Annotated in this window: 22 protein-coding genes and 1 tRNA gene; 13 read left to right on the top strand and 10 right to left on the bottom strand. The window is 56.0% G+C overall.

Translation table 11 applies throughout. From position 1 onward, the window contains the following. Window positions 1–176 precede the first annotated feature (176 nt). The 3 genes from carA (at window position 177) to IQ265_RS19220 (ending at window position 2481) form a co-directional block, all read left to right on the top strand. A complete protein-coding gene (carA, locus tag IQ265_RS19230; protein ID WP_194056524.1) occupies window positions 177–1340 on the top strand; it encodes a glutamine-hydrolyzing carbamoyl-phosphate synthase small subunit in 1164 nt (387 codons plus the stop codon). 246 nt (window positions 1341–1586) lie between these two features. Beyond that, window positions 1587–1964 carry an STAS domain-containing protein gene (locus tag IQ265_RS19225; protein WP_194022849.1) on the top strand — a complete coding sequence of 126 codons (378 nt, stop codon included), beginning with the start codon at window positions 1587–1589 and terminating at the stop codon, window positions 1962–1964. Window positions 1965–2070: 106 nt separating this feature from the next. Continuing rightward, the gene (locus tag IQ265_RS19220) at window positions 2071–2481 is read left to right on the top strand and encodes a ribonuclease III domain-containing protein (RefSeq protein ID WP_228038118.1); all 411 of its coding nucleotides are present in this window, start codon (window positions 2071–2073) and stop codon (window positions 2479–2481) included. 2 nt (window positions 2482–2483) lie between these two features. Here the strand turns inward: IQ265_RS19220 and recQ are convergent, their stop codons facing one another. Together recQ and IQ265_RS19210 are read right to left on the bottom strand one after the other, a co-directional pair. Further along, the gene (recQ, locus tag IQ265_RS19215) at window positions 2484–4694 is read right to left on the bottom strand and encodes a DNA helicase RecQ (protein WP_194056522.1); all 2211 of its coding nucleotides are present in this window, start codon (window positions 4692–4694) and stop codon (window positions 2484–2486) included. An 84-nt stretch (window positions 4695–4778) separates the two neighbouring features. Next, window positions 4779–5156, bottom strand: a complete 378-nt coding sequence (locus IQ265_RS19210; protein WP_194056520.1) for a tetratricopeptide repeat protein — start codon at window positions 5154–5156, stop codon at window positions 4779–4781. A gap of 498 nt (window positions 5157–5654) precedes the next feature. On the opposite strand from IQ265_RS19210, the gene IQ265_RS19205 reads away from it, so the two are divergent. The 6 genes from IQ265_RS19205 (at window position 5655) to IQ265_RS19180 (ending at window position 10636) form a co-directional block, all read left to right on the top strand. After that, window positions 5655–6014 carry a hypothetical protein gene (locus tag IQ265_RS19205; RefSeq protein WP_194056518.1) on the top strand — a complete coding sequence of 120 codons (360 nt, stop codon included), beginning with the start codon at window positions 5655–5657 and terminating at the stop codon, window positions 6012–6014. Between the two features lie 100 nt (window positions 6015–6114). Next, window positions 6115–7647: an AAA family ATPase gene (locus IQ265_RS19200; RefSeq protein ID WP_194056516.1), complete on the top strand. Its 1533-nt coding sequence runs from the start codon at window positions 6115–6117 to the stop codon at window positions 7645–7647. 136 nt (window positions 7648–7783) lie between these two features. Then, window positions 7784–8134: a DUF1257 domain-containing protein gene (locus IQ265_RS19195; RefSeq protein WP_017299886.1), complete on the top strand. Its 351-nt coding sequence runs from the start codon at window positions 7784–7786 to the stop codon at window positions 8132–8134. A 216-nt stretch (window positions 8135–8350) separates the two neighbouring features. After that, complete coding sequence (locus IQ265_RS19190; RefSeq protein WP_194056514.1) at window positions 8351–9247, top strand: inositol monophosphatase family protein; 897 nt, start codon at window positions 8351–8353, stop codon at window positions 9245–9247. A 90-nt stretch (window positions 9248–9337) separates the two neighbouring features. Continuing rightward, window positions 9338–10030 (top strand): Crp/Fnr family transcriptional regulator, encoded by a 693-nt coding sequence (locus tag IQ265_RS19185; protein WP_228038116.1) that lies wholly within the window; start codon window positions 9338–9340, stop codon window positions 10028–10030. A 117-nt stretch (window positions 10031–10147) separates the two neighbouring features. After that, entirely contained in the window at window positions 10148–10636 is a 489-nt protein-coding gene (locus tag IQ265_RS19180) for a TerB family tellurite resistance protein (protein WP_228038114.1), read from the top strand. 4 nt (window positions 10637–10640) lie between these two features. Here IQ265_RS19180 and nadA read toward each other — a convergent pair whose 3' ends face one another. Both nadA and IQ265_RS19170 read right to left on the bottom strand, forming a co-directional pair. Further along, on the bottom strand, window positions 10641–11600 hold the full coding sequence (gene nadA / locus IQ265_RS19175) for a quinolinate synthase NadA (protein ID WP_194056512.1): 960 nt from the start codon (window positions 11598–11600) through the stop codon (window positions 10641–10643). A 205-nt stretch (window positions 11601–11805) separates the two neighbouring features. Next, complete coding sequence (locus IQ265_RS19170; protein WP_194056510.1) at window positions 11806–12555, bottom strand: response regulator transcription factor; 750 nt, start codon at window positions 12553–12555, stop codon at window positions 11806–11808. 378 nt (window positions 12556–12933) lie between these two features. Between IQ265_RS19170 and IQ265_RS19165 the strand changes: the two genes are divergently transcribed. Both IQ265_RS19165 and IQ265_RS19160 read left to right on the top strand, forming a co-directional pair. After that, window positions 12934–13323 carry a hypothetical protein gene (locus tag IQ265_RS19165; protein WP_194056508.1) on the top strand — a complete coding sequence of 130 codons (390 nt, stop codon included), beginning with the start codon at window positions 12934–12936 and terminating at the stop codon, window positions 13321–13323. A 124-nt stretch (window positions 13324–13447) separates the two neighbouring features. Further along, window positions 13448–13744 carry a hypothetical protein gene (locus tag IQ265_RS19160; RefSeq protein WP_194056506.1) on the top strand — a complete coding sequence of 99 codons (297 nt, stop codon included), beginning with the start codon at window positions 13448–13450 and terminating at the stop codon, window positions 13742–13744. On the opposite strand, the gene nagA is transcribed toward IQ265_RS19160, so the two are convergent. Continuing rightward, entirely contained in the window at window positions 13741–14994 is a 1254-nt protein-coding gene (gene nagA / locus IQ265_RS19155) for an N-acetylglucosamine-6-phosphate deacetylase (RefSeq protein ID WP_194056504.1), read from the bottom strand. The genes IQ265_RS19160 and nagA overlap by 4 nt on opposite strands. On the opposite strand from nagA, the gene IQ265_RS19150 reads away from it, so the two are divergent. After that, the gene (locus IQ265_RS19150; protein ID WP_194056502.1) at window positions 14993–15421 is read left to right on the top strand and encodes a VOC family protein; all 429 of its coding nucleotides are present in this window, start codon (window positions 14993–14995) and stop codon (window positions 15419–15421) included. The two genes, nagA and IQ265_RS19150, sit on opposite strands and share 2 nt — an antisense overlap. A gap of 35 nt (window positions 15422–15456) precedes the next feature. Here IQ265_RS19150 and IQ265_RS19145 read toward each other — a convergent pair whose 3' ends face one another. The 4 genes from IQ265_RS19145 to IQ265_RS19130 form a co-directional block, all read right to left on the bottom strand. Further along, on the bottom strand, window positions 15457–15885 hold the full coding sequence (locus IQ265_RS19145) for a DUF4278 domain-containing protein (RefSeq protein ID WP_194056500.1): 429 nt from the start codon (window positions 15883–15885) through the stop codon (window positions 15457–15459). A 161-nt stretch (window positions 15886–16046) separates the two neighbouring features. After that, window positions 16047–16119, bottom strand: a tRNA-Glu gene (locus IQ265_RS19140). Between the two features lie 179 nt (window positions 16120–16298). Continuing rightward, entirely contained in the window at window positions 16299–17261 is a 963-nt protein-coding gene (locus tag IQ265_RS19135; RefSeq protein WP_194056498.1) for a sensor domain-containing diguanylate cyclase, read from the bottom strand. Between the two features lie 541 nt (window positions 17262–17802). Further along, window positions 17803–20256 carry a 5'-nucleotidase C-terminal domain-containing protein gene (locus IQ265_RS19130; protein WP_347404986.1) on the bottom strand — a complete coding sequence of 818 codons (2454 nt, stop codon included), beginning with the start codon at window positions 20254–20256 and terminating at the stop codon, window positions 17803–17805. 321 nt (window positions 20257–20577) lie between these two features. Between IQ265_RS19130 and galE the strand changes: the two genes are divergently transcribed. Then, the gene (gene galE / locus IQ265_RS19125; RefSeq protein ID WP_194056494.1) at window positions 20578–21576 is read left to right on the top strand and encodes a UDP-glucose 4-epimerase GalE; all 999 of its coding nucleotides are present in this window, start codon (window positions 20578–20580) and stop codon (window positions 21574–21576) included. A gap of 138 nt (window positions 21577–21714) precedes the next feature. Here galE and IQ265_RS19120 read toward each other — a convergent pair whose 3' ends face one another. Next, window positions 21715–22662, bottom strand: coding sequence for a F0F1 ATP synthase subunit gamma (locus IQ265_RS19120; protein ID WP_194056492.1), 948 nt, complete (start codon window positions 22660–22662; stop codon window positions 21715–21717). Window positions 22663–22681: the final 19 nt, after the last annotated feature.

Here is a 22681-nt window from a genome sequence, read left to right as displayed (position 1 = left end):
AGGATTCCCCATCCTCTCGCTGTCGGTGACATAGCCCGCGCAGGGGAAGGTCAAGACCGCGTTGAGCTAGCTATTAATTTGGGGAGAATGACCTCTCAATGAAATAGCGATCAAATGGCTGAAAGCCGTCCTTTCGCCTTAGGATAATAGCGATTCGTAGCGCTGAGCAAATCGCCATGGTTTTCCCCGATGTCCCCCCTGCTGTGCTGGTTTTGGCCGATGGTTCGGTGTTTCGAGGCTGGTCTTTTGGGGCGTCGGGCACCGTTATGGGTGAGGTCGTCTTCAACACCGGCATGACCGGATATCAAGAAGTCATGACCGACCCCAGCTACTGCGGTCAAATTGTCACCTTCACCTACCCCGAGTTGGGCAATACCGGCGTCAACCCCGACGACGAAGAGTCGAGTCGGCCCCATATCAGCGGTGCGATCGCCCGCAACATTTGCGAAATTCCCAGCAACTGGCGCTCTACCCAGTCGTTGCCCAACTACCTCAAAACCCACAAAATTCCCGGCATTTTTGGTATTGACACTCGCGCCCTCACCCGTAAACTGCGCACTGCCGGGGCCATGAACGGGGCCATTTCGACCGCCGTGCTCGACCCCCAAGAGCTGCTGCGCCAGCTTCAAGATGCCCCTCCCATGGCTGGCCTCAACTTGGTCGATCAGGTCACGACCGAACAGATTTACGAGTGGACTGAGGGTACCGACCCCGTTTGGGAATTTGGCCCCGCTGACCTGGCTCCCGGCGATCAGGCCCCGCTGACGGTTGTTGCCGTTGATTTTGGGGTGAAGCGGAACATTCTACGCCGTCTGGCCAGCTACGGCTGCCGGGTAATTGTGGTGCCCGCCAGCACCACGGCAGAGCAAATTATGAGCTATCAGCCCGACGGTATTTTTCTCTCCAACGGCCCCGGTGACCCAGCCGCAGTCACCAAAGCCCCAGAGCTGGTTCAGGCCCTGATGAACTATTCGCTGCCCACCTTTGGCATCTGCATGGGCCACCAGATTTTGGGGTTGTCGCTGGGGGCTTCGACCTTCAAGCTGCGGTTTGGCCACCGGGGGCTCAACCAGCCCTGCGGTTTAGAGCGCCAGGTAGAAATTACGAGCCAAAACCACGGTTTCGCCCTCGATGCCACGTCCATTCCTGAAGATGCGGTGACGGTCACCCACCTAAACCTGAACGACCAGACCGTAGCGGGGCTGGCCCACAAGACCCTGCCGTTGTTTTCGGTTCAGTACCACCCCGAGGCTAGCCCCGGCCCCCACGACGCCGACTATTTGTTTGCTAAATTTGTCGACACCATGCGCAGCCACCGCCAGCAGCTTTTCCCCCTCTAGTTTTTAGCTCTTCTCCCTCTAAAGGCAGGGTTTTTTGAGATGCCCTGGCGCTTTTTGACGGCAGCTAGCAAAATTTAGCCAAACCGCTATATGCTGTCTGTCTAAAGTAAAGCGCTAGTTCTAGGTTTGTTTCGGGTCTGGTTGGGTTTCTAAACATGGCGGTTTACCCGTACGGTTTCACCCCTTGCAGGCAGCGGTATCCTGACCTATATTTAACGTCGAACCGGAGCACCGAGGAGGTTTCCCATCGCTGAATCTCTAACCCTGACCGTAAGTTTACGAGGCACTCGCGATGTCAGGGGAACCTATCAACTTTTCCGCCTCACTGGCCTGTTAGACGCGTTCTCAGAGCCTGCCTTTCGCAAGGCCATGACCAAGTACGTGGAGGCTGGGCCAACCAATATCATCCTTGACCTGGCGGCTATTGACTTTGTCGATAGCTCGGGTTTGGGCGCGCTCGTGCAGCTGGTCAAAAAAGCCACTACCGAAGGCGGCACCGTACAGGTGGTGACCAATCCCCGCGTGACTCAAACCGTGAAGCTGGTGCGGCTAGAGAAGTTTCTGTCGCTACAACCCTCAGTGGATGATGCGATCGCCAACCTCGACAACCCGCCCAGTGAGTAGACCCTGTGCGCCGTTGGCTTAGCCAGAGGTAGCCGTGGCTGAGCTATCTCCTGAGCCTTTTCCTTCCGGCCTGCAGAGGCTGCTCCAGTTTAGGGCTCATGGTTCGTTGTCCCTTTCGCCCGAGCAGGCACGGGCTCTGTCGCCTGTAGCCTTGGCCTACATCGGCGATGCGGTGTATGAGCTGTTTGTGCGCAGCGCCTTTTTACAGCCCCCCAAACGCATCCAGGCCTTTCATCAGCAGGTGGTCAATCAGGTGCGCGCCGAGCAGCAGGCCTACCAGGTGCAGCGGCTGATGCCTTTACTCACCGAAGTCGAGCAGGATCTGCTGCGACGGGGGCGCAATGCCTCCTCTCGTGGCCCGAAGCGAGTCGATAGCCAAATCTACCAGCAGGCTACCGGCTTTGAGGCGCTGGTAGGCTACCTCTACTTAACCAACCCGGCCCGTTTGGTCGAGTTGCTCAGCACCTTGAATCTAGGCTCAGAAGATCCAGGCTCAGATCGATCGATTAGTTCTTAGCATTAGCCGATCGCTTGATCTCTATGCCAGGTGGCGCGCACCAGGCGAATATCTTCGTAGCTCACGGTGGAGCCGAGGCGATCGCGAATCTCCGTCAGCGACCCATTCTCTAGCTCTGCCAGCACTGCCACAATGGTGCGCTGGCTGTCCGTATCCACCAGCTGATCTACCTCCACCGCTTCACCCTGACGGATGAGCTGCTCCAGATGGCTAGCAATGGTGGTGGCCTTGAGGCCGCGCTGGTCGGCGATCTCCTGGAGTGATAGCCCCTGGCGGTGCAGCTCTAGGGTTTGCCGGTGGGTATCGCCCACGGCTTGGCGACGCTCTCGAACCGGACGTGATCGCCGGGCCGCAGCCCCCGGGTCAGACTCCAGGCCATAGTCGGCACAAAACTGGCGAATGGCAGCGGTAAACACTTCGCCGTACTGATCAAGTTTATGGCTACCCACCCCCGACACCTGGCCAAAGGCATCAAGAGTTTGGGGGCGGGTTTTGGCCATCTGCCGCAGGGACGACTCCGGAAACACCATGTAAGGTGACATGCTCTGCTGGTCGGCCAGCTTTTTGCGCAGGGCTTTCAGCACCGTTAAGAGCTGAGCCACCTCAGGAGCGTCCTCGATTGTAGACGCTTCGGCAGGGCCAGGGGCAAAGTCTTTTGGGACGGCTACCTCGACGGGAATTTGCTTGCGCAGCACCTGCCAGCTGGCGGCGTTGAGCTTGAGCACCGGGTATCCGTCGGTGGTTTCGTCTACCAGGCGCTGGTGCAGCAGCGATCGCCCCAGCAGCCGCCACTCATCGACGGAACGATCCTTACCAATGCCGTGGGTCGAGAGCTGGTCGTGGCGCAGGTCTAGAATTTTTTGCTTTTTAGAGCCGCGCAGCACGTCAATAATGTGGGCCATCCCAAACCGCTCCTGGCAGCGGGCCACGCACGAGAGAAACTTTTGCGCCTCAACGGTCCAGTCTTCGATGGGAGTTGGGTTGGTGCAATTGTCGCACTGGTGGCACAGCCCCTCTAGGGGTTCACCAAAATAGCTGAGCTGCACCCGGCGACGGCACACGGTGGTTTCGGCGTAGTCCACCATCTGCCTGAGCTGCTGGCGGGCAATGCGCTGCTCCGCTTCGTCAGGTTTTTGGCCAATCAAATAGTCTGCTGTGGCCACATCGCCGTAGGCCAGGTACAGCGTGCAGTGGGCCGGTTCACCGTCGCGGCCCGCCCGCCCGCTCTCCTGGTAGTACCCTTCAATGTTGCGGGGAATGTCGTAGTGAATCACAAAGCGCACATCGGGCTTATTGATGCCCATGCCAAAGGCCACCGTGGCCACCATCAGCCGCACATCGTCGCGAATAAAGCGGGTTTGGTTGTCGCGGCGGGTGTCGTCGGTCAGCCCCGCGTGGTAGGGCAGCACCGATTCGCCGTCAGCGGTCAGCTTCTCCGCTAGCTCGTTGACCCGCTTGCGGCTGAGGCAGTAGATAATGCCCGAGCCCTGGTGCTGCTTCACCTGCCGCCGCAGCTCCTGGTAGCCGTCGCGGCTCTTGGGGCGCACTTCGTAAAATAAGTTGGGTCGATTAAAGCTCGAGACCTGGATCAGGGGGTCGCGCAGCCTCAGCTGCTGGGCGATGTCGAGCCGCACCCGCTCGGTGGCGGTAGCCGTCAGACCCATCACCCCGATCTGAGGAAAGGTCTCCCTCAGCACCGACAGCTGCCGGTACTCGGGGCGAAAGTCATGGCCCCATTCCGAAACGCAGTGGGCCTCGTCAATGGCAAAGCCACTCACCCCTACGGTCTGAATCAGCCGCCCCAGCAGCCCAAAAAAGCCTGGGCTCATCAATCGCTCGGGCGACACATAGAGCAGCTTAATCTTGCCCGCTAGCAGGTCGGCCTCCCGCTGGCGAATGGTGTCGTAGTCCAGGGAACTGTTGAGGCAGGTGGCGGCGACACCGTTGTCGATCAGGCTATCGACCTGGTCTTGCATGAGGGCAATCAGCGGCGATACGACCACCATCACCCCTAGCTTGAGCAGGGCAGGCAGCTGATAGCACAGCGACTTGCCGCCCCCGGTGGGCATAATCACCAGGGCGTCTTGGTTTTTGAGCACCGCCTCAATGACCGCTCGCTGTCCGGGGCGAAACTGGTCGTAGCCAAAATGATGTTTAAGGGCCGTTTCCAGAGAAGGAAAGGCCGTCGTGGGTGATGATACAACCCCAACCATAGCCAACGCTCAGAAAATTATCTTGGTGCGTTCAAGTGTACTCTTTTAGGGAATTCTGTCGCCCCTAAGTGACTTAGGAATTACTCAGGATGGCGTAACCTGGGCATAGCAGGCATAGGCCTCTTTGTAACGCCCCAGGCGATGCAGCGCTACCCCCCGATACAGCCAGCCTTGGGAATGATCGGGTGCGATCGCCAATACCTGCTCAGTCAACGCCAGCGCCTGCTCGGGCTGCCCCAAATGGAGCAGGCACACTGCCTGGTAGACCAGCACCGACACCTCTTGCGGACAAACAATAGCGGCTTCTTGAAAGCAGCGCAGCGCCCGCTCGTAGGCCCCAGTATTGGCCAGCGTTTCTCCTTCGCTGTACCAACGCTGAAACGAACCATCTTGCAAAGACGACAGGGCTACTACCTGAGGGCTAAGGCCAGCGGGCGTGACCGGGGTGACGGTAGGTTTCATAGTTGGCAAATTACACACAGAACAACCACAGCATTCCCTTTGGCTGGTCCAATGACCCAACCTCAAAAATGCTCTAGACCAGTGCAAGGAGGCAGCCCGATACAAGCTATCGCTGGTGCCACCGCTGCGCTTAACCTCAATTCTCAAGAGCATAATCGGTCTGCCTGAGAAGAATTCTCTGACCGTCGCATAAGTTTACGTCGGCCCCAACGCGCCCTGATCCCGCTACGGTAGTAATCCAGGCCTAGCTTCCCTGGTGTCGGATAGGGCGGCGGCTGACCCAAACTGCTCCCGAAATGGGCGCGCTCTAGATGTGATTTAACCCGGTGCGAGCTACATCGGTATACAAATGCATCCCAGCCTGGAAGCTTAAGGAACCTTGCGGCGTGTAAAGCAATGTTACAAGAATGACGTCATGACAGCATACTGGCTTGACGGTCGCCGATATCCCATTTAAGTTATCTACATACCCGGGTTATCCCTATTTAGAAAAGCGCTATGGAAGAGCAAAAAGCCACTAAGGTCACGCTGTATTTACCCCCTGACCTGCACCGTCAGTTAAAGATTCGCTCTGCTGTTGAGGGCGAGGCCATGTCTTCCATTGCTAAGCGTGCGATTGATTTTTACCTGGCCCACAGTGATGTAGTCGCAGAAAGTTTAGAGTCTTCCTTTGGCCAGACCCATCGTGTTCACAGTTGCCCAAGCTGTGCGTCGTCGGTGGTGCTGCGAGAAGGCGAACTCGTTGAAATAGCTCAAATGGTTGGTGCTACCCAGGGCAGTGCATTAGGTTCTGCCGTTGTTCCTGAGGTTGCTGCCAGCACTGGTTCCCGTGAAGAAGGGGAATTGGTTGTTTGCTAGGTACAGATTTGACTGGCCTAGCTGTAGTTCACTTAGACAGTGCTTAGACAGCGCCCAGACAGCAATTTAACTGCCCCGTAGCCTGAGAAGGGATTTGGTCATGCGAGAGGATTTGAACGTACTAGTACAAGCCCAATATCCTCTGATCTACCTGGTCACTTTTGAGGAAGAACGGGCGGAGCAAACCATTGCTATGGTGGCTCGTCATCTCTCTAAAGAGCCGGATGTCAAAGGGCCAATGCGGCTCTTCACCTGGACGATGACTCGCGGCATGGTCGAGTTTGGCAGCCAGGGCGCGGGCAACCAAAACAACAACACAGTTTCTCCTGAAGCGGCCGTAGAGTGGGTGATTCGTCAGCGTGAGCCCGGCATCTTTATCTTCAAAGATTTACACCCCTTCAAAGATTCTCCCGCCGTTACCCGTTGCTTGCGAGATGCGATCGTGTCGCTCAAGGGCACCCGCAAGACCATTGTGCTGATGTCTCCTGTGCAGGAGATTCCCATCGAGCTAGAGAAAGAGGTGGTGGTTCTCGATTTTCCGCTGCCCAATATGTCGGAGCTCGACGAGGTGCTCTCGACCGAAATGAATCGGGCTCGCGGCAGCAGCATTTCCACCGAAGAGCGCGAGAAGCTGCTGAAGGCCGCCCTGGGTTTAACCCGTGATGAGGCTGAAAAGGTCTATCGCAAGGCGCGGGTAATGGCCAAGCGCCTGACGGCTGAGGAAGTAGACATTGTTCTCTCGGAGAAAAAGCAGCTCATTCGGCGCAACGGCATTCTGGAATTTATGGATGTCGATGAGACCATCAACTCTGTGGGCGGACTAGAGGAACTGAAGCACTGGCTCAAGCAGCGCTCTGATGCGTTCACTGAGCGGGCTCGGGAATACGGTTTGCCTCAGCCCAAGGGCATGTTGATTCTGGGGGTGCCAGGCTGTGGAAAATCGCTGATTGCCAAGACCACATCCCGGTTGTGGGGTCTGCCCCTGCTGCGTCTCGACCTAGGTCGAGTGTACGATGGCTCAACGGTGGGGCGATCGGAGGCCAATCTGCGCAATGCCCTGCGCACGGCTGAGTCGATTTCTCCCTGCATTCTCTTTATCGATGAAATTGATAAGGCCTTTGCTGGCGGGGTCGGCTCCTCTGACTCGGACGGTGGCACCTCTAGCCGCATCTTCGGCACCTTCTTGACCTGGATGCAGGAGAAGACTTCTCCGGTATTTGTAATGGCGACGGCCAACCGGGTTGAAAAGCTGCCCAGCGAGTTTCTGCGCAAGGGTCGCTTCGATGAAATCTTCTTCGTTGACCTGCCCAACGCCGAAGAGCGCAAGGATATTTTTCAAATCCATCTGCAAAAGCGCCGCCGCGACATTGAGCGCTTTGACCTAGATCAGCTGACCAAGGTCTGCGATGGGTTTTCTGGAGCTGAAATCGAGCAAGGGCTGATTTCGGCCATGTATGAAGCATTTGCCCAAGGACGTGAGTTCACTCAGCTCGATATTATTGCGGCCATTCGCGCTACGCTGCCGCTGTCGAAGACCATGAGTGAGCAGGTCACCGCCCTGCGGGACTGGGCCCGCCAGCGGGCACGTCCGGCGGCAGCCTCCGTCGCTGAATATCAGCGGATGGAGTTTTAACAGGCTTTCCTCCCGGCGGTATCCGGGGGAAGGGCTAGCGTTTGCTAGCAGTTAGTGTCCAGATAGCCCGTGGCTAGCTGGTTTGTCTCTCTCAAACCTCGTTGTCTCTCTCAATTTCCCTACAGGAGGAAACACCATGTCTCACTTCAGCACCCTTCGCACCAAAGTGACCGATGCTGAGATTCTCAAGCAGTCTCTGGCTGACTTGGGGATTGCTACCAAGACCGAAGCTGATGTACGCGGTTACAACGGCCAGCGTGTTCGCGCCGACCTTGTTGCCGTTCTCGATGGTGAGTACGATCTGGGTTGGTCTCGTAATGCCGATGGCTCCTTTGATCTGATTGCTGACCTCTGGGGTGTGGCTAAAAAGCACAACCAGACTGAGTTGATTAACTCCATCAACCAAAAGTACGCGGTCAACAAGACCCTGGCTGAAGTCAAGCGTCCTGGTCTACAGAACGCCAACGTCAAGCTGGTGCTTCAGTAAGCCCGTATCGCGTTCCCTAAGGTGGGGTGGCTAGCACACGCTAGCCACCCCATTTTTTATACTTGCCCATCTTTTATGTTTGGTTAGTGGTTTTCTGCCACAGAGCCAGACTACACTGACGGAGAGGCGAGATTCCTTAGCTGCCAGGTGTGCCTGGTACGAGGTGCTCTCTTAAAATGATTGCCCCAAGTTGGGGATCGTGTGGTTTAGCCTGGTATGTCTCCCATCAGTCCGTCTGATTTGTCGGCTCTGCATCAGCTGCTGATTGCCTGTGGCGACTATGCTAGCCAGCAGTCTCAACAGTCGTTTCAAGTGTTTGAGAAGGGCGTTGACGACTACGTTACTACCGTTGATCAACTGCTAGACCAAAAGCTGCTGGTCGGTATGCAGGCGCTCTTTCCAACGGACGGCATTATTACAGAAGAAAACCGGGCCACCGCTGAGCAGTTTCGGCAGAGTGATAGTCAAGCAGGGCCAGGCAGCGATCGCCCCCTGTGGTTTGTCGACCCTATCGACGGTACCGATGACTTTATTCAGGGCGGAGACCACTACGCTGTGATGGTGGGGAGAGTGGTGGGGGGATTGCCCCAAGCGGGCTGGATCTATGCCCCAGTCAGGCAGCATTTGGTTTGGGGTGGCCCTGGCTGGGGCTTGTTTGAGCAGACAAATGGCGGTCATTCGACCCCGTTGATTCCTAAGCAGCCTGCCTTCGACCCCGACCGAGCCTGGGCCGTGGTAATTGGCGATAAGGATGAGCGGCGGTTTGGCCCAGCGATCGCCCAGCGCTTCCCCAAGGTCGAGTTTCTCTCGCTGGGTAGCTTTGGCCTTAAGGTATTGGCAGTCATTACGGGTCAGGCAGGCATTTACATTTACCTCAACGGACGGGTCAAACTGTGGGATACCACTGGCCCCCTGGCCTTGGCGCAGGCGGCCGGATTGGTGTGCTGCGATCTAGCAGGGCGGCCCATACGGTTTACAGAACCCCATGTGGCTCCCCAAACGCTGATTCACCAGCAGCCCATTGTCGTAGGCTGGCCCAGCTATGTGGAGGCACTGCTGTCGCCCCTAAGCGAGATCGCGGCTGCAATCGGCCTGCCGGGAGAGGGCGGCTGATTCGGTCTGCCCTAGGTTTCTGGGTACCATGGGAGGGTACCTTGTCATCGCTAGTCTGGCTCCACCAGCCCTGAGCGTCACCCTTTCACTATGCCTTTTATGCAAGCCGACACGCTGAGCGAACTGTATCCCTTATTTCAGGCTGCTAGTCCCGAAACCGTTGATTGGCTCCTATCTGTGGCTACCCACCACGACTACCCCGCCGATCGAGCGGTGGTGATGGAAGATGCCTGGGGCAATGCGGTTTACTTTATTGAGGCTGGTTGGGTAAAAGTGCGCCGCCATGCCGAAGATAGCTCTATCACCCTAGCGGTACTGGGCAAAGGCGACTTCTTTGGCGAGATGGCCATTCTAGACGAATCTCCTCGCTCCACTGACGTGGTGGCGATGACCGCTGTTAAGCTCATGAGTATATCGGCTCAGCGGTTTATTCAAACCCTGTTTAAAGATCCTCAGCTGCACCACCGACTGCTGCAGCTAATGGTGCAGCGACTGCGCCAGACCAACCTGCGATTTCAGCTGCGTCACCAGCCTCCCGCTGTCAAGTTGGCCAATACCCTGACGGCTATTCAAACGGCCTACGGCGAACCTGTGGAGGATGGGGTTGAACTATTCAATATTCCTCGAAAAGACCTGGCCGACCTAGCCGATATTACCCCCGACGAAGCCGAAAAGATTATGGGTAAGCTAGCCGAAAAGGGCTGGATTGTGGAGGATACGGCGCGATCGGTGCTGCGGCTTAAAAATACCCGTCAGCTGGCGCACCTGGCCGGGCGGCTGTGAGACGTTTCCCAAGCTTCTCTGAATTTGTAGAGATTGCTAAAGTTACCCGACCCCTCCGGTTCTGCGTGGTAGGTTGTCATCAGCTACCCGACGTAGTTCACTACCCCGGAGACTGCTATGCCACTACAACCTCCTTCTCCTCCGTCCATTAGCCCCAGCCAGATGACTCTGCTGCGCATTGTCTCTACTATGGCCTGGAGCGACGGCCACCTCGCCGATGAAGAAGTCGGCGTGATGCTAGACCAGTTTAGCCACCTGTTTGCCAGTAATCCTGGTCAACAGGCCGCTTTGCGCGACGAGCTGCGCGACTACTTAATGCAAAACCTGCCTCTCGAAGAGCTAGTGCCCAAGCTGACGAGTGTTGATGAGCGAGAGCTAGTGCTCAAGCTCGGCCACCAGGTGATTAGCTCCAGTGCCCGCACCCCCGGTGAAGACCCCATCAACGCAGAAGAGGCAGATGCCTACAGCCGTCTGGTGTCGTTGCTCAATCTGCCTGACGATGTGGTAGAGCGGGTAGAGCAGGAAAGTGGCCAGCCCGCTGCCGACAACAACAACCTGATCGAGCAATTGACGGCAGAACTCAAGACCTTCGTGGATGAGCATTAGGCTGTCAAGCACTCATCTCCAGCATGCGCTGAATGGGTTTGAGAGCCTGCTGCTGTAGCTCGGGGCTAAGGATGATTTCAGGCTGGCGATTTTTCATAGCTAGGTAAAGCTTCTCAAGCGTGTTGAGCCGCATGTGAGGGCATTCATTGCAGGCGCAAGTCGCCGCTGGCGGGGCAGGAATAAACGCCTTGTCTGGAGCCTGTTTTTGCATCTGGTGAATGATGCCAGATTCTGTAACGACAATAAACTCAGATTTTGCGCTTTGCTGAGCGTGCTTAAGCAGTGCTGTGGTCGAGCCAATAAAGTGGGCATGGCGCAGCACCGCTTCTTCACACTCTGGGTGGGCAATGACATCTGCCTCTGGGTGGGCGCTTTGCAGCTGCACCAGCTTCTTCTCAGAAAAGGTTTCGTGAACCATGCAGCTGCCCTGCCACAGCACCATATCTCGACCCGTTTGCTGCATCACGTAGCGGCCCAGGTTGCGATCGGGGGCGAAGATGATTTTTTGGTCGGCGGGTAGCTGCTGTACGATGCTAACTGCGTTGGAGCTGGTGCAAATAATGTCGCTCATGGCCTTAATCGCCGCCGTGCAGTTGATGTAAGAAATTACCAGGTGGTCGGGATGGGCGGCCTTGAAGGCCGCAAAGGCATCGGGGGGGCAGCTATCGGCTAGAGAACAGCCTGCATCGAGGTCGGGCAGCAGCACCTGCTTCTCGGGGTTGAGAATCTTAGCGGTTTCGGCCATAAAGTGCACTCCCGCAAAGACGATCACGTCGGCGCTGGTAGCAGCGGCTTGCCGAGACAGCCCCAGCGAATCGCCAATGTAGTCGGCGACATCTTGAATGTCAGATTCCTGGTAATAGTGGGCCAAAATAACCGCATTGAGCTCGCGCTTGAGGGTCTCAATGGCTTCAACCAGGTCGTAAGTTGGCAGCGTGGCAGCAGGCGTTAGGGTGGTGAACACGATAGTAGACAGGCCGAAGACTAGTGCAATTCGAATTATAGTTCAATTCACCAAAACTCGCTATTGGCTCTGGCAACACTCCGCCTGCGGCAGTTAGAAGCCAGGCGCAACTCCAGCCGCCACAAATCTGTCTAGGCTCTAAGCTAAGCGCTGGTGCCGCCTTGAGAACTACTGTTGACTTAGTAAAAGTGGCTCAGGGGTGAAACTAGATCAGTGAGGAGGAAGCCAAACTGGGGCTCACCCGCGGGCTATGGCCGTTAGACTCAGCAGAGGCACGCTCGACGTTGAAGCGATAGCCTACATTGCGCACCGTTTGAATGATGTTGGGCTGTCTTGGATCGACCTCAATTTTTTTGCGTAGGGAAAGAATGTGGGTGTCAACGGTTCTGGGATTGTCGATCGCATCGGGCCAGGCGCGGCGCAGGAGGTCGGTGCGGCTAAGGGGCGCACCCGCCGCCTGGGTCAGCACGTACAACAGGCTAAATTCTTGGGGAGTGAGATCGATATAGTCGCCGCGAAAGTTGACCCGCCGCTGCACCAAATCAATGTTTAAATCGCCGTAGGTCAGTGATGCAGGAGCGCTCATCAGCCGCACTCGACGGGTTAAAGCCTCCACCCGGGCCAAAAACTCCTGCATACCGAAGGGTTTGGTGAGGTAGTCGTCGGCCCCGGCCCGTAGCCCAGTCACAATGTCGGTTTCGGTACTGCAGGCAGACAGGATCATGATCAGCGGCTGCCCCTGACTGTGGAGCCACTTGCACAGCTCTACCCCATCCCCGTCCGGCAGCTGCGAATCTAAAATCACCAAGTCGGGCTGGCGACTCTGAAAGACATCACGGGTGCGAACTATATCTGACGACTGAAAAACCCGGTAGCCAGCTTGCTGAAGATGCCAGCCTAGGAGCGATCGCAAATGGGGGTTTCCCTCAATAATCTGTACAGATACAGAGCCCACTGGATTTCGTCATAAACGGCAATTTTTATTTGCTAAACATAGCAAAGCCCTTCAGGGGGTTTTGTAGCTAGGGTTACCCAACTCTGAGGTCGGCTGCGGGCCCCAAGAGTTATATCGTGGGGACAAAACGTTACTAGTGGCAGTCAACTATCTATTTATAGATCAATAATTTGCATAACTTAAATATAGTTTGATTTTCGAAAGGAAGCGGCTTTGGAAAGCCTTTAGAGAGGCTAAAAAAAACAAAAGAACAAGTTTTGGGCAATTCACTAAAATACCCTTGAAACCCCAATATATAGGCCAAAAGAGCAGTAATACAGGGGCTAAAGACAATTTTTGACCTAGGTAATATGGAGGTCAACTGCGTCGTTTTTAATCATGACTTTGACCCAAGGCTATATCCTTGTGCTCGATCCAGAGCGTTGTCACCATGACGATGCTCATACCCTGGTAACTAACCTGCAATACCCTGTGTTTGTAGCCAGCTCTACCGAGCAAGCGGTAACTCGGGTTAGCCAAGGGCCTCCCTGCCTGGTTATTTTGGTGGGTAACAATTTCCAGGCCTGGTCACAGCCGTTAGTTAATCAGCTGCGGCGGTACAGCCACTCGCCCGACATGACGATCGTGGCTCTCACCGATTCGGCCAGTCCCCAGTGGAACTACAGCGAAGAGACACCGGGGGTAGACGGTCTGCTGGTGCAACCCCTCAGCATGGACATTTTGCGATCGCTGGTAGAGTCTGCCTTTGCCCGCAGCATCTGCCACTAACCGAACTTAAAATTACCTGTGTTTAGGGCGGTTATTTTTGACCCAACAATTACTATATCTGCTCTGGCATCAGCATTTGCTAAATCAGCTGGGTATGCTGAAACTAGGTTAAGAGAGAGCCTTCATGCTGCCCAAGGTTTTGCCCGAAAATCGAGTTCAGGTGTTTAAATTTTGGTTCAATGGCGCTTTGCAGGATGGCACTCACCACTCCAATGAGCTGTACTACCGAGCTTTAACCGTTGAAGCAAACAAACGCACCCGTTTGTACCATTTAGCCTGCAAGTTCTCAGAGCAGCGGGCCGGGGCGCTGGTATCGGTCGCTGAAGAACAGTGCAGCCTCTGGATTAGCCTCCGCAGCCAGATGATGGCGGCCCAACTGCTTCAGCAGCGGGTTGCCGGACTGCCCCGCCCCCGACTTTAGCAACACGGCTGAACGTCAGCGCTGGCCCAGGCCAGCTTGCCCTGGTCAATGCAGCCTTTAACTTCAAAAGTAGCCGGGTCGAAGAGCGTTAGATTAGCCCAATACCCGGCCGCCAGCAGCCCAAGGCGGTCCTCTAACCCAATTGCCCGTGCCGGATACAGAGTCGCCATCCGCAGGGCTTCGGCGAGGGGAATGCCCACCTGGTTCACGCAGTTGCCCACCGCTTCGATCAGCGTTAGCGCCGCCCCTCCCAGGGTGCCGTCGGCCGATATACACTTGCCGTTGCGATAAAACACCCGCTGGCCACCAATCACAAACGACTCTAGAGTCGTGCCTACTGGCGGTGTGGCGTCGCTGACCAGCACCAGACGGTCTTGCTTAATGGTCTTGGCCAAGCCAACCGACCCGTAGTGAACGTGATGGCCATCCACAATAATGCCCGCATAGATATCGGGACGGCTAAAGACGGCCCCTACCAGCCCTGGGCTGCGCCCCTGCCAGGCCGACATGGCATTAAACAAATGCGTCACCATGCCAATGCCTGCCTCAAAGCCAGCCAAAGCGGCTTCAAAGCTAGCGTCTGTGTGCCCAGCCGCGACCAAAATGCCCGCCTGAGCTAGCTGTTGAATGTGCTCGGGGGGCACCATCTCAGGCGCTAGCGTGACTAGCTTAACCACCTCTGGCCCCGCTTCGACCAGGCAGTTAACCATCTCCCCATCGGCCGGGCGGACATAGGTTTTGTTGTGAATGCCGCTGCGGTTTGGGTTGAGATAAGGACCTTCTAAGTGCAGCCCTAGAACCCGCTGGGGGTGGCGACGGCGGTACTCAGTCACGATCGCGATCGCAGCCTTCATCGCCGCATCGGAGGTGGTAATTAGCGTAGGCAAAAAGCTGGTCGTACCGCTTTGAAGATTGGTACGGTGCATGGTATCGAGGGTGTCAGCGGTAATGGCATCATTAAACATGACACCGCCACAGCCGTTGAGTTGGAGATCGATAAATCCGGGCGCTACCGCGCAACCTCGACCGTCTAGCCGGGGCAACTCTGGAGCCAGTTGGGCGACAGGTACCAGGTCAACAATTTTGGCCCCCTCTACTACGAGGGCATGGTTTTCCAGAACTTGACGCCCGGTATAGAGGGTACAGTTGGTAAGGGCATAGCGGGCCTCCGTGGCAGGGCTAACCCTGGTGTTTAGCTCTGGCGTAACCCCATTTGTTGTAACCCCATCCGTTGTAACCCTAGAGGACATGGTGATGCTTCGTCCCTTTCATGTGGCGTTTCCAGTGTACGACCTGTCTAGCACCCGTCACTTCTACGAAACAGTTCTGGGCTGCTCTGTGGGGCGTACCTCCGATCGCTGGATTGACTTTAACCTGTTTGGTCATCAGATAACGGCCCATTTAGTGGATGAAGCCCGTTCGGTTGTACCCACTAACGCTGTCGATGGACACGGGGTTCCGGTTAGCCATTGGGGAGTTATTCTCACCCCAACGGAATGGCATACCCTGGCCGATCGCCTGCGCCAGGCCCAGGTAAAGTTTCTCATTGAGCCCTACCAGCGCTTTGTGGGCCAGGTGGGAGAACAGGCTACCCTCTTTATCACTGACCCCAGCGGTAATGCTTTGGAGTTTAAGGCCTTTGCCCAAGACGAGAGCATTTTTGCCCACTCTAAGTAGCCTGGGTGCCTAAGCCAGTACTGGTCAGGCGAAATCTACCGCTGCCATCGCTGCCCACGATAAATACCTTCTGTCGTCTCAGCGGCATCGCCCTCAGGTTTAGCGGTAGCAGAAGCACCTGGGGAAGGGTGAGACGATCGGTAGCGAATGCCTCGATAGGTTAGCTCGTAGCCAGCATCACCTGCTTCTACAGCCGCCTCAGCCTCTTCGCCTGGAGTTGACTCAGCAGTTCCTGCCGGGTTTGGCTTATCTAGGGGTGCATCGGCAGCGATCGCTTCGGGCGGGACAATATCGCTGGCTTGGGCTACCAGTTCACTGGCCTGGATCTGCCGCTGTAACGCGTAAAGAGCCGCCAGCAGGCCCAGCAACAGCACCTGCCAGGGGGCTTCTACCAGCCCCACTATCACCAACCCCAGGGCAGAGACAATCCCCACTGCGGTTGCTAACAAGGTAATAAAGGCCATAAATTCCCCTTACAAAGGGCTGCACCGAACGCTCCAGGTAACCCTTACACTACCGGAAGCGCCTGAGCTTGTCATCTGCCTAGCCGCTAGCACCTTAGGCAGTAGGCCTAAACATTAAAGCCCTGTAACGATCGCTACAGGGCTTTAAATGGTTTTAACTATACCCCCAGGGGAATTCGAATCCCCGTCGCCTCCGTGAAAGGGAGGTGTCCTAGGCCTCTAGACGATGGGGGCCTGGTTTTTTCAACGATCCTTAGTATAGATAAAGGAGAAACCCTTGTCAAACCAAGTTTTGTTTTTTTGGGCCATCAATTTTGGGTAAGAGCTGTAGGCTAACGTGCCTGCGGCGACCAACCCTGAATTGCTGTGGTCCTTGACTATTCTAAACCGACGGGGACAATCTGCAAACCAATTTAAGGAGATATGGCTTGGCGAAGGCGTTTGAAGCTGTACATGGCGCGATCGGCGTTGGCCCAGGCCCAGCGCAGCCCCTGGCTGGGGTGGCGTCCGGCAATGCCCACCGAAGCCTGTAGCTGGCTTGCTGCTAGAACCTGCTCTAGACGGGTTTTCAGCTGCTCGCCTTCGTCTAGCGAGCATTCAACACAAAGCATGGCAAACTCGTCACCGCCAATGCGAGCGACGATATCCTGCTTGCGGGTAATTTGCCGCAGCACGGCGGCAGTCTGCTGCAAGAGGTGGTCTCCAGCGGCGTGGCCCTGGCTGTCATTGATGGTTTTTAGGTTATCTATATCGATAACGATAATGCAGGCTGGATAGCCGTAGATGGTGCAGCGCTCTTCTTCGCTATCGAGCAGCTGATCCCAACCGCGGCGGTTGTAAAGCCCGGTTAGCCCGTCGGTGAGGGCTTCCGTTTGCAGTCGTTCGGTGAGACGAGCCTGCTCGGCGGCTTTGGTGTCGGCATGGAGAATGCGGCTGAGCAGTTGGGCCAGTAGCTCAATCAGGGGTAATTCTTGCTGAATGGCGGGTGGCTGCGGGGCTGGATCGATGGCGCACAGAGTGCCAAATAAAGTGCCGTCTTCATTGATGAGGGGAACGCCTACGTAGGCCCCAATTTTGACCTGCTGACCAATGGGCGCTTGGATATAGGCGGCTACTTCGTCAGAGCAGGGGGCAATGCGGGGCCCTTCGCCCTGGATCATGCGCGAGCAAAACGAATCGGTCCAGTTAAAAACATCCCCTGCTTTTACCCCATAGCCCTGATCGTTGGCCTGCAAGACAATCCAGTCGTTGCCCTCGGTGCGGGTAATCATCCACAGGTCAAACCCGAGTCGACCGTGGAGGTAGGTCAGAACGCTTAGTGCAGCGGTATTGAAGTCAAGCAGTTGACTCGCGCCAATAGTATGCAAGGATTTCATTAAAGGTGACTTTCAAAGGGAGCCTAAAGCCTCTACAACAATATTGCCCTTTGGCGATCAAAAAGTCATCAAGAGCCTAATTCAAAAGGTTGCCTAATTAGGCAACTTAGGCACATGATGAAGCCTGCCTGGTTGTAAATCTTTAGCTCTGGTCTGAGTTCTCAACTCGTCATTGGGTAGGCTTCTGGGAATTGTTTGTACCACTTAGTTGACCTTGAGAGAAACGTATTAAGTAATCTGTGAAGCTGAACCTAAGCACCTAAGCAGGGTAATTCATATCTCGGGCCGAACCGTTATGCGTTCAAACTCAATTAAGCTGACTAAAGTTGCTTGCTTTTTATAACGTTATCTTTAATTTTTTGAGAGTTTTGCTGTTTTGGATGCAGCTAATATTTCTTGAGTAGGACTAAACCTGCGATCGCAGGTTTAGTCCCTAAGAAAGGCAGACCTGAGATTGCGTCTGCGATCGCAACACCAACAAAAAGCGATACTGGGGCGAAAATGGCGCTGGGGCAGCCATTTTCGCCGATTTTGCCGGGGCTTAGGCCGACGTTGTAACCGCTATAACCATGTCATTGAAGTCGTTGTCGCCGCCGCCAAACTGGTCTTCAAACCCAATTACCCCATCAGCAACGCGCACGTGCTCAGCGCCATCGGCGTTGGCGGCCCCAAAGGCAAAGTACACCCGACTAGCATTGAAGCTGTCTGGAGTGCCGTTGACAATCAGGAAGGGAGCGTAAAGGCTGCCCCCAGCCACGTCTGCCTCAAATACCGACTCGGTCAAGTTGGCCGTAGTTAGTGCCACAGACTCAGCGCGAGCATCCAAGGCCGCCTGGGTATAGCCCGTCTGGCCAGGAGTAATATCGGCGGTTCCGTCGCCATCTAGGTCGATGCCTCCGTTGGTGTCGGCTACGCGGTAGAAGCCTATGAAATTGTCGAAGGCGGCCTCTCGATTCACTACGAAGGAGGTAGTCACCTCCCCACTCAGCCCCCGCAGATCTAGAAATAGACCCGGTCCGGCGGGGCCAGGGGTACCGGTCAGATCGTCGATTACGGTATCGCTGCGGAAGGCCAGGTTTTGAATGCGGCTGTCTAGCTCGCGGCCGGTTTCAGCAGCGGTAAAAGGCGTTTCTTCGCCAAAGTTCTCGAACAAATACTCCGCCAGGGCATCCTGCTCGGTGAAGTCGGCGGCAAAGGTGGCATTACCCGTAGCGGCTGCCGTTTCATCTACTAGGTCGATGCGGTTGGTCGCTTCGCCAGTTGGAAAGGGATAGCCGTCGCCTCCGTTCGCTAAAAAGCTGAGGGTTACCATGCGGAAGGTGCGGCTGGGGTCGCCCACAATCTCACCATTCTGTACGACCACGTCTAGATCGCTGCCGTCTTCAGCTTCAATGGCGAGCGACTGAACGCGATCGCCAGGAGCGGCGGTGGCATCAAAACTGAAGGAGAAGCCGCTAATTTGCGGGAACTGACCGGGTGTAACGCTGTCATCCAGGCTGCTAGCCGCCACGCCGTGCTCGACGAGCGCTACCAGTTCTGCAGCGGTGACGGTAATCAGCGACAGCTCGTTGTTAAACTGCAGGGTGTTTTCAATGTCGGTTTGGGACAGGCCGCCCTCAGGCTTCACCCCAGGAATCGCCTCGTTGGGCAGCAGCTCAGCCTCTCCTGTACCGCCGGCGGGCACCACAACCTGCCCAATCGGGTTGCGAATGCCGCCGCCATTCTTAAGCGAAATAACGGTGGAGGCGTCGACGGTTCTGGCTACGGCCAGATTGGCGTCGGCCGTCAGGTTGCCCAGGTTGGTTTCCTCGGTGCGCACCTGGCTGCGACGACCCTCCAGGAAAACTTCGCTGACGCCAAACACATTGCTCTCGGTGGCAATGATGACCTCGCGCAGGGCATCGGTAAGGGCCACAATTTGGGAATCGGCCAATCCTACGCCACCGACATCGGCAACGCCCTGTTCATCGGTGGCGTAGGCACCGCTGATAGCGGGGTTGTAGCTTTCTGGCAGCAGAACGCCGTTCTCGTCAAAGTCGATCACCAAGCGGCCTACATACTTGTAGTTGCCGTCGGTGTTGACAACGGCAATGGGGTTGCCGTCGGCTCCAGTTTGGATAATGGGATAAATTCCCTGATTGCTGTCGCCCGTGCGGGGGCGATCGCTTTCGTCAAACAGGCGAGTGTTCGAGCCACCCGCCACAATGATGTCTACATTTGACAGGCGTTGGGCCAACTCTTGCTCAATGGCAATCTGCTGCATATGGGCCAGCAGCACGACCTTGTTAATGTCGGGATTGGCTGCCAGCAGTGCATCCACGTCGGCCTGAATTTCCGCCGCTAGGGCATCGAGCTGGTCTGGGGTGGGGCTGCCGTCAAAGGGTTGGGGCAGCACCGTCACGTCGCCAGGGCTAGAGATGCGCACGTTAACGTTGCTGATAGTGGGGGTTGTAGCCCCTACCACGCCGATTCTCTCGCCATTGACCTCAATCACGGTCGAGGCTGCAATGCTGTTGGGTTGAGGGGGTTGGGCGTCGGCTACGACTAGACCGGCCAGGTTGGCATCGGTGCTGAAGTCGAGGTTGCTGCTGAGGTAGGGGAATGCAGTGCCCGGAAAAGCTTCATCGATCGCTGTTGCAGGGTCATCGTCTCCGGGGCTGATTAAGTTAGCCACCAAGCCAGTACCCTGGTCAAACTCGTGGTTGCCAAAGGCGATCGCCTGAAAGCCCAGAGCATTCTGAATTAAGATATCGCCTCGCCCAGCGCCACCAAAGGCCTGGTTGCTAGCGCTGAAAAACACGCCAGGAATGTAAGCATCTCCAGAGGACAAAACCAGCGTGTTGGCAAAGCCAGCGACGCCATCGCCATCAATATCCTGGTTCTTTAAAGCATTTAGTACAGCTGAAAAGCGAGGAGCATCATCCAGGGCAGAAATATTACCCTCTTGATCGGCCGCGTGAAAGAGTTGGAGTGTGAAGTCAGCCATAGATAACACTTAGGGGTTACGTCTTGTAGCTATTGCTACGGAGCTATCTTCGGCCATTACGCACGGCAAAGCTTCATGGGAGAACTAAGCGGGCGGTAAGCTTTGGTTAAAGCTTATTTAAGTGCGCCCAGGGCGGCGCTAGCGGTTCCATCCCCCAGCGTTTTCTTTCTGTAAGACAATCTCGCCGAGAGATAAAAAGTTAGTAACTTCACCCCCAGACCTCAGGGCGGCTCTGGGGCTAGAGCTAAAATGGCATCACTCGGCCAGCACCAACCGCATTGAACCGAGACTGCGGCTTAGCTAGTACTGAACACCCTAGAGATAATTCCTATGACAACCGATGTAAAAACTATCCTGGTGACAGGGGGAGCCGGTTATATCGGCAGCCACGCCGTGATGGCTCTCCAGCAGGCGGGCTATCGGGTTTTGATTCTAGATAACCTGGTCTATGGCCATCGTGACCTAGTAGAAAATGTGCTAAAAACCGAGCTGATTGAGGGCAGCACCCTAGATAAAGAGCTGCTCAAGTCGATCTTTAAGCGCTACGACATCAGTGCAGTCATGCACTTTTCGGCCTACGCCTACGTGGGCGAGTCGGTCAGCAACCCTGCTAAATACTACGAAAACAACGTGGTGGGCACCTTGTCGCTGCTCGATGCGATGGTAGATGCGGGCATTAAAAACTTTGTGTTTTCTTCGACTTGCGCCACCTATGGCGTGCCCCAGGAAATGCCGATCACAGAGACCCATCCCCAAAACCCGATCAACCCCTACGGTGCCACCAAGCTAATGGTGGAGCGCATTCTGACCGACTACGACAAAGCCTACGATCTGCGATCGGTGCGCTTTCGCTATTTCAATGCGGCGGGTGCCCATCCCAACGGTTTGCTGGGCGAAGACCACAACCCCGAAACCCACCTGATTCCCCTGGTGCTGCAAACGGCTTTGGGCAAGCGGGAGTCGATTAGCGTTTTTGGAACCGACTACCCCACCTCCGACGGCACCTGCGTCCGTGACTACATCCACGTGTGCGACCTGGCCGATGCCCATATTTTGGGCTTGGAATACCTGCTCAAAGGTGGCGAGAGCAACGTCTTTAACCTGGGTAACGGCAGCGGTTTCTCGGTGCGAGAGGTGATTGACGCAGCGGTTCGAGTGACCGGCAAGACCATTCCGGTGGTGGAAGTCGAACGCCGCCCCGGCGATCCGCCGGCGCTGGTGGGAGGCAGCGATCGCGCCCGCAGTATTCTAGGCTGGAATCCACAGTACGCCGACATCGACACCATTTTGACCCACGCCTGGGCCTGGCACCAAAAGCGCCACGGCTAGAGAGTTTGGCCTGGGTAGCGCTCCCCTGGGCAACCGCTGCGCGAACCGATCGGCGCAGCCACCTGAAACCCTATAGAAAAGAAAAGCCCGTCACACCTGTGACGGGCTTTTGAATCGTGAATGTAGGTTGTTCTAGGTTTACAGAGAGTTAGCCCCTGCTACCACTTCCAGAATTTCCTGGGTAATAGCCGCCTGACGAGCCTTGTTGTAGGTCAAGTTAAGCGTCTTAGCCAGTTCCTTCGCGTTGTCGCTGGCGTTGTTCATAGCGGTCATTCGGGCGGCCAGTTCGCTTGCGGCCGACTCCTGCAGTGCCCGCAGAATTTGGTTATTTAGGTACAGAGGCAGCAGCGCATCTAGAATTTGCACCGGATCTTGCTCGAAGATCATGTCCTGGGGAAACTCGGTTGGAGCCGGCCCAGTCACCTTCTCGCGCTCTACCTGGAAGACGCCACCTCGGGTAGTAAGCCGGAAAATTTCGTCATCCGATACCTCTAGACCCTGAGGATCGAGGGGCAGCAGCGTTTGAATAACCGGGCGTGAGCTGACTAGCGACACAAACCGGGTGTAAACCAGCTCAACGCGATCGACTTCGTCGGAGAGAAACAGCGAAAGCAGCTCGTCGGCAATCGTCGATGCCTCTGCAGCTGTTGGAATTTGCTCCATACCGATGAAGCTGGACTCAATCGGCTGTTCACGACGCTTAAAATACTGGTTAGCCTTGCGACCCACCAGAATGAAGCGATAGTTTAACCCCTCCGCCGCTAGCTCTTGCGCACGGATTTCAGCTCGGCGAATGACGTTGGTGTTGTAGCCGCCGCAGAGGCCGCGATCGCCAGAAATGACCAGCAGAGCAACGGTTTGAACGTCGCGCTGCTTCAGCAGCGGCAGATCGGCCTCCTCAAACCGCAGGCGGCTTTGCAGGCCGTAAAGCACCTGGGCCAGGCGATCGGCAAAGGGCCGGGTGGCAATCACCTGCTCCTGAGCGCGACGTACCTTGGCCGCAGCTACCAGACGCATCGCTTCAGTAATTTTGCGAGTATTTTTAACAGACTTAATGCGGTCTCGAATCGCTTTTAGGTTAGGCATAGTGGATCCCTAAGGGGTC

This window comes from Nodosilinea sp. LEGE 06152, from assembly GCF_015207525.1.
Lineage (GTDB): Bacteria > Cyanobacteriota > Cyanobacteriia > Phormidesmidales > Phormidesmidaceae > Nodosilinea.
Note: the sequence above shows the minus strand (reverse complement) of the source record. Positions and strands in the feature narration are given on the sequence as shown.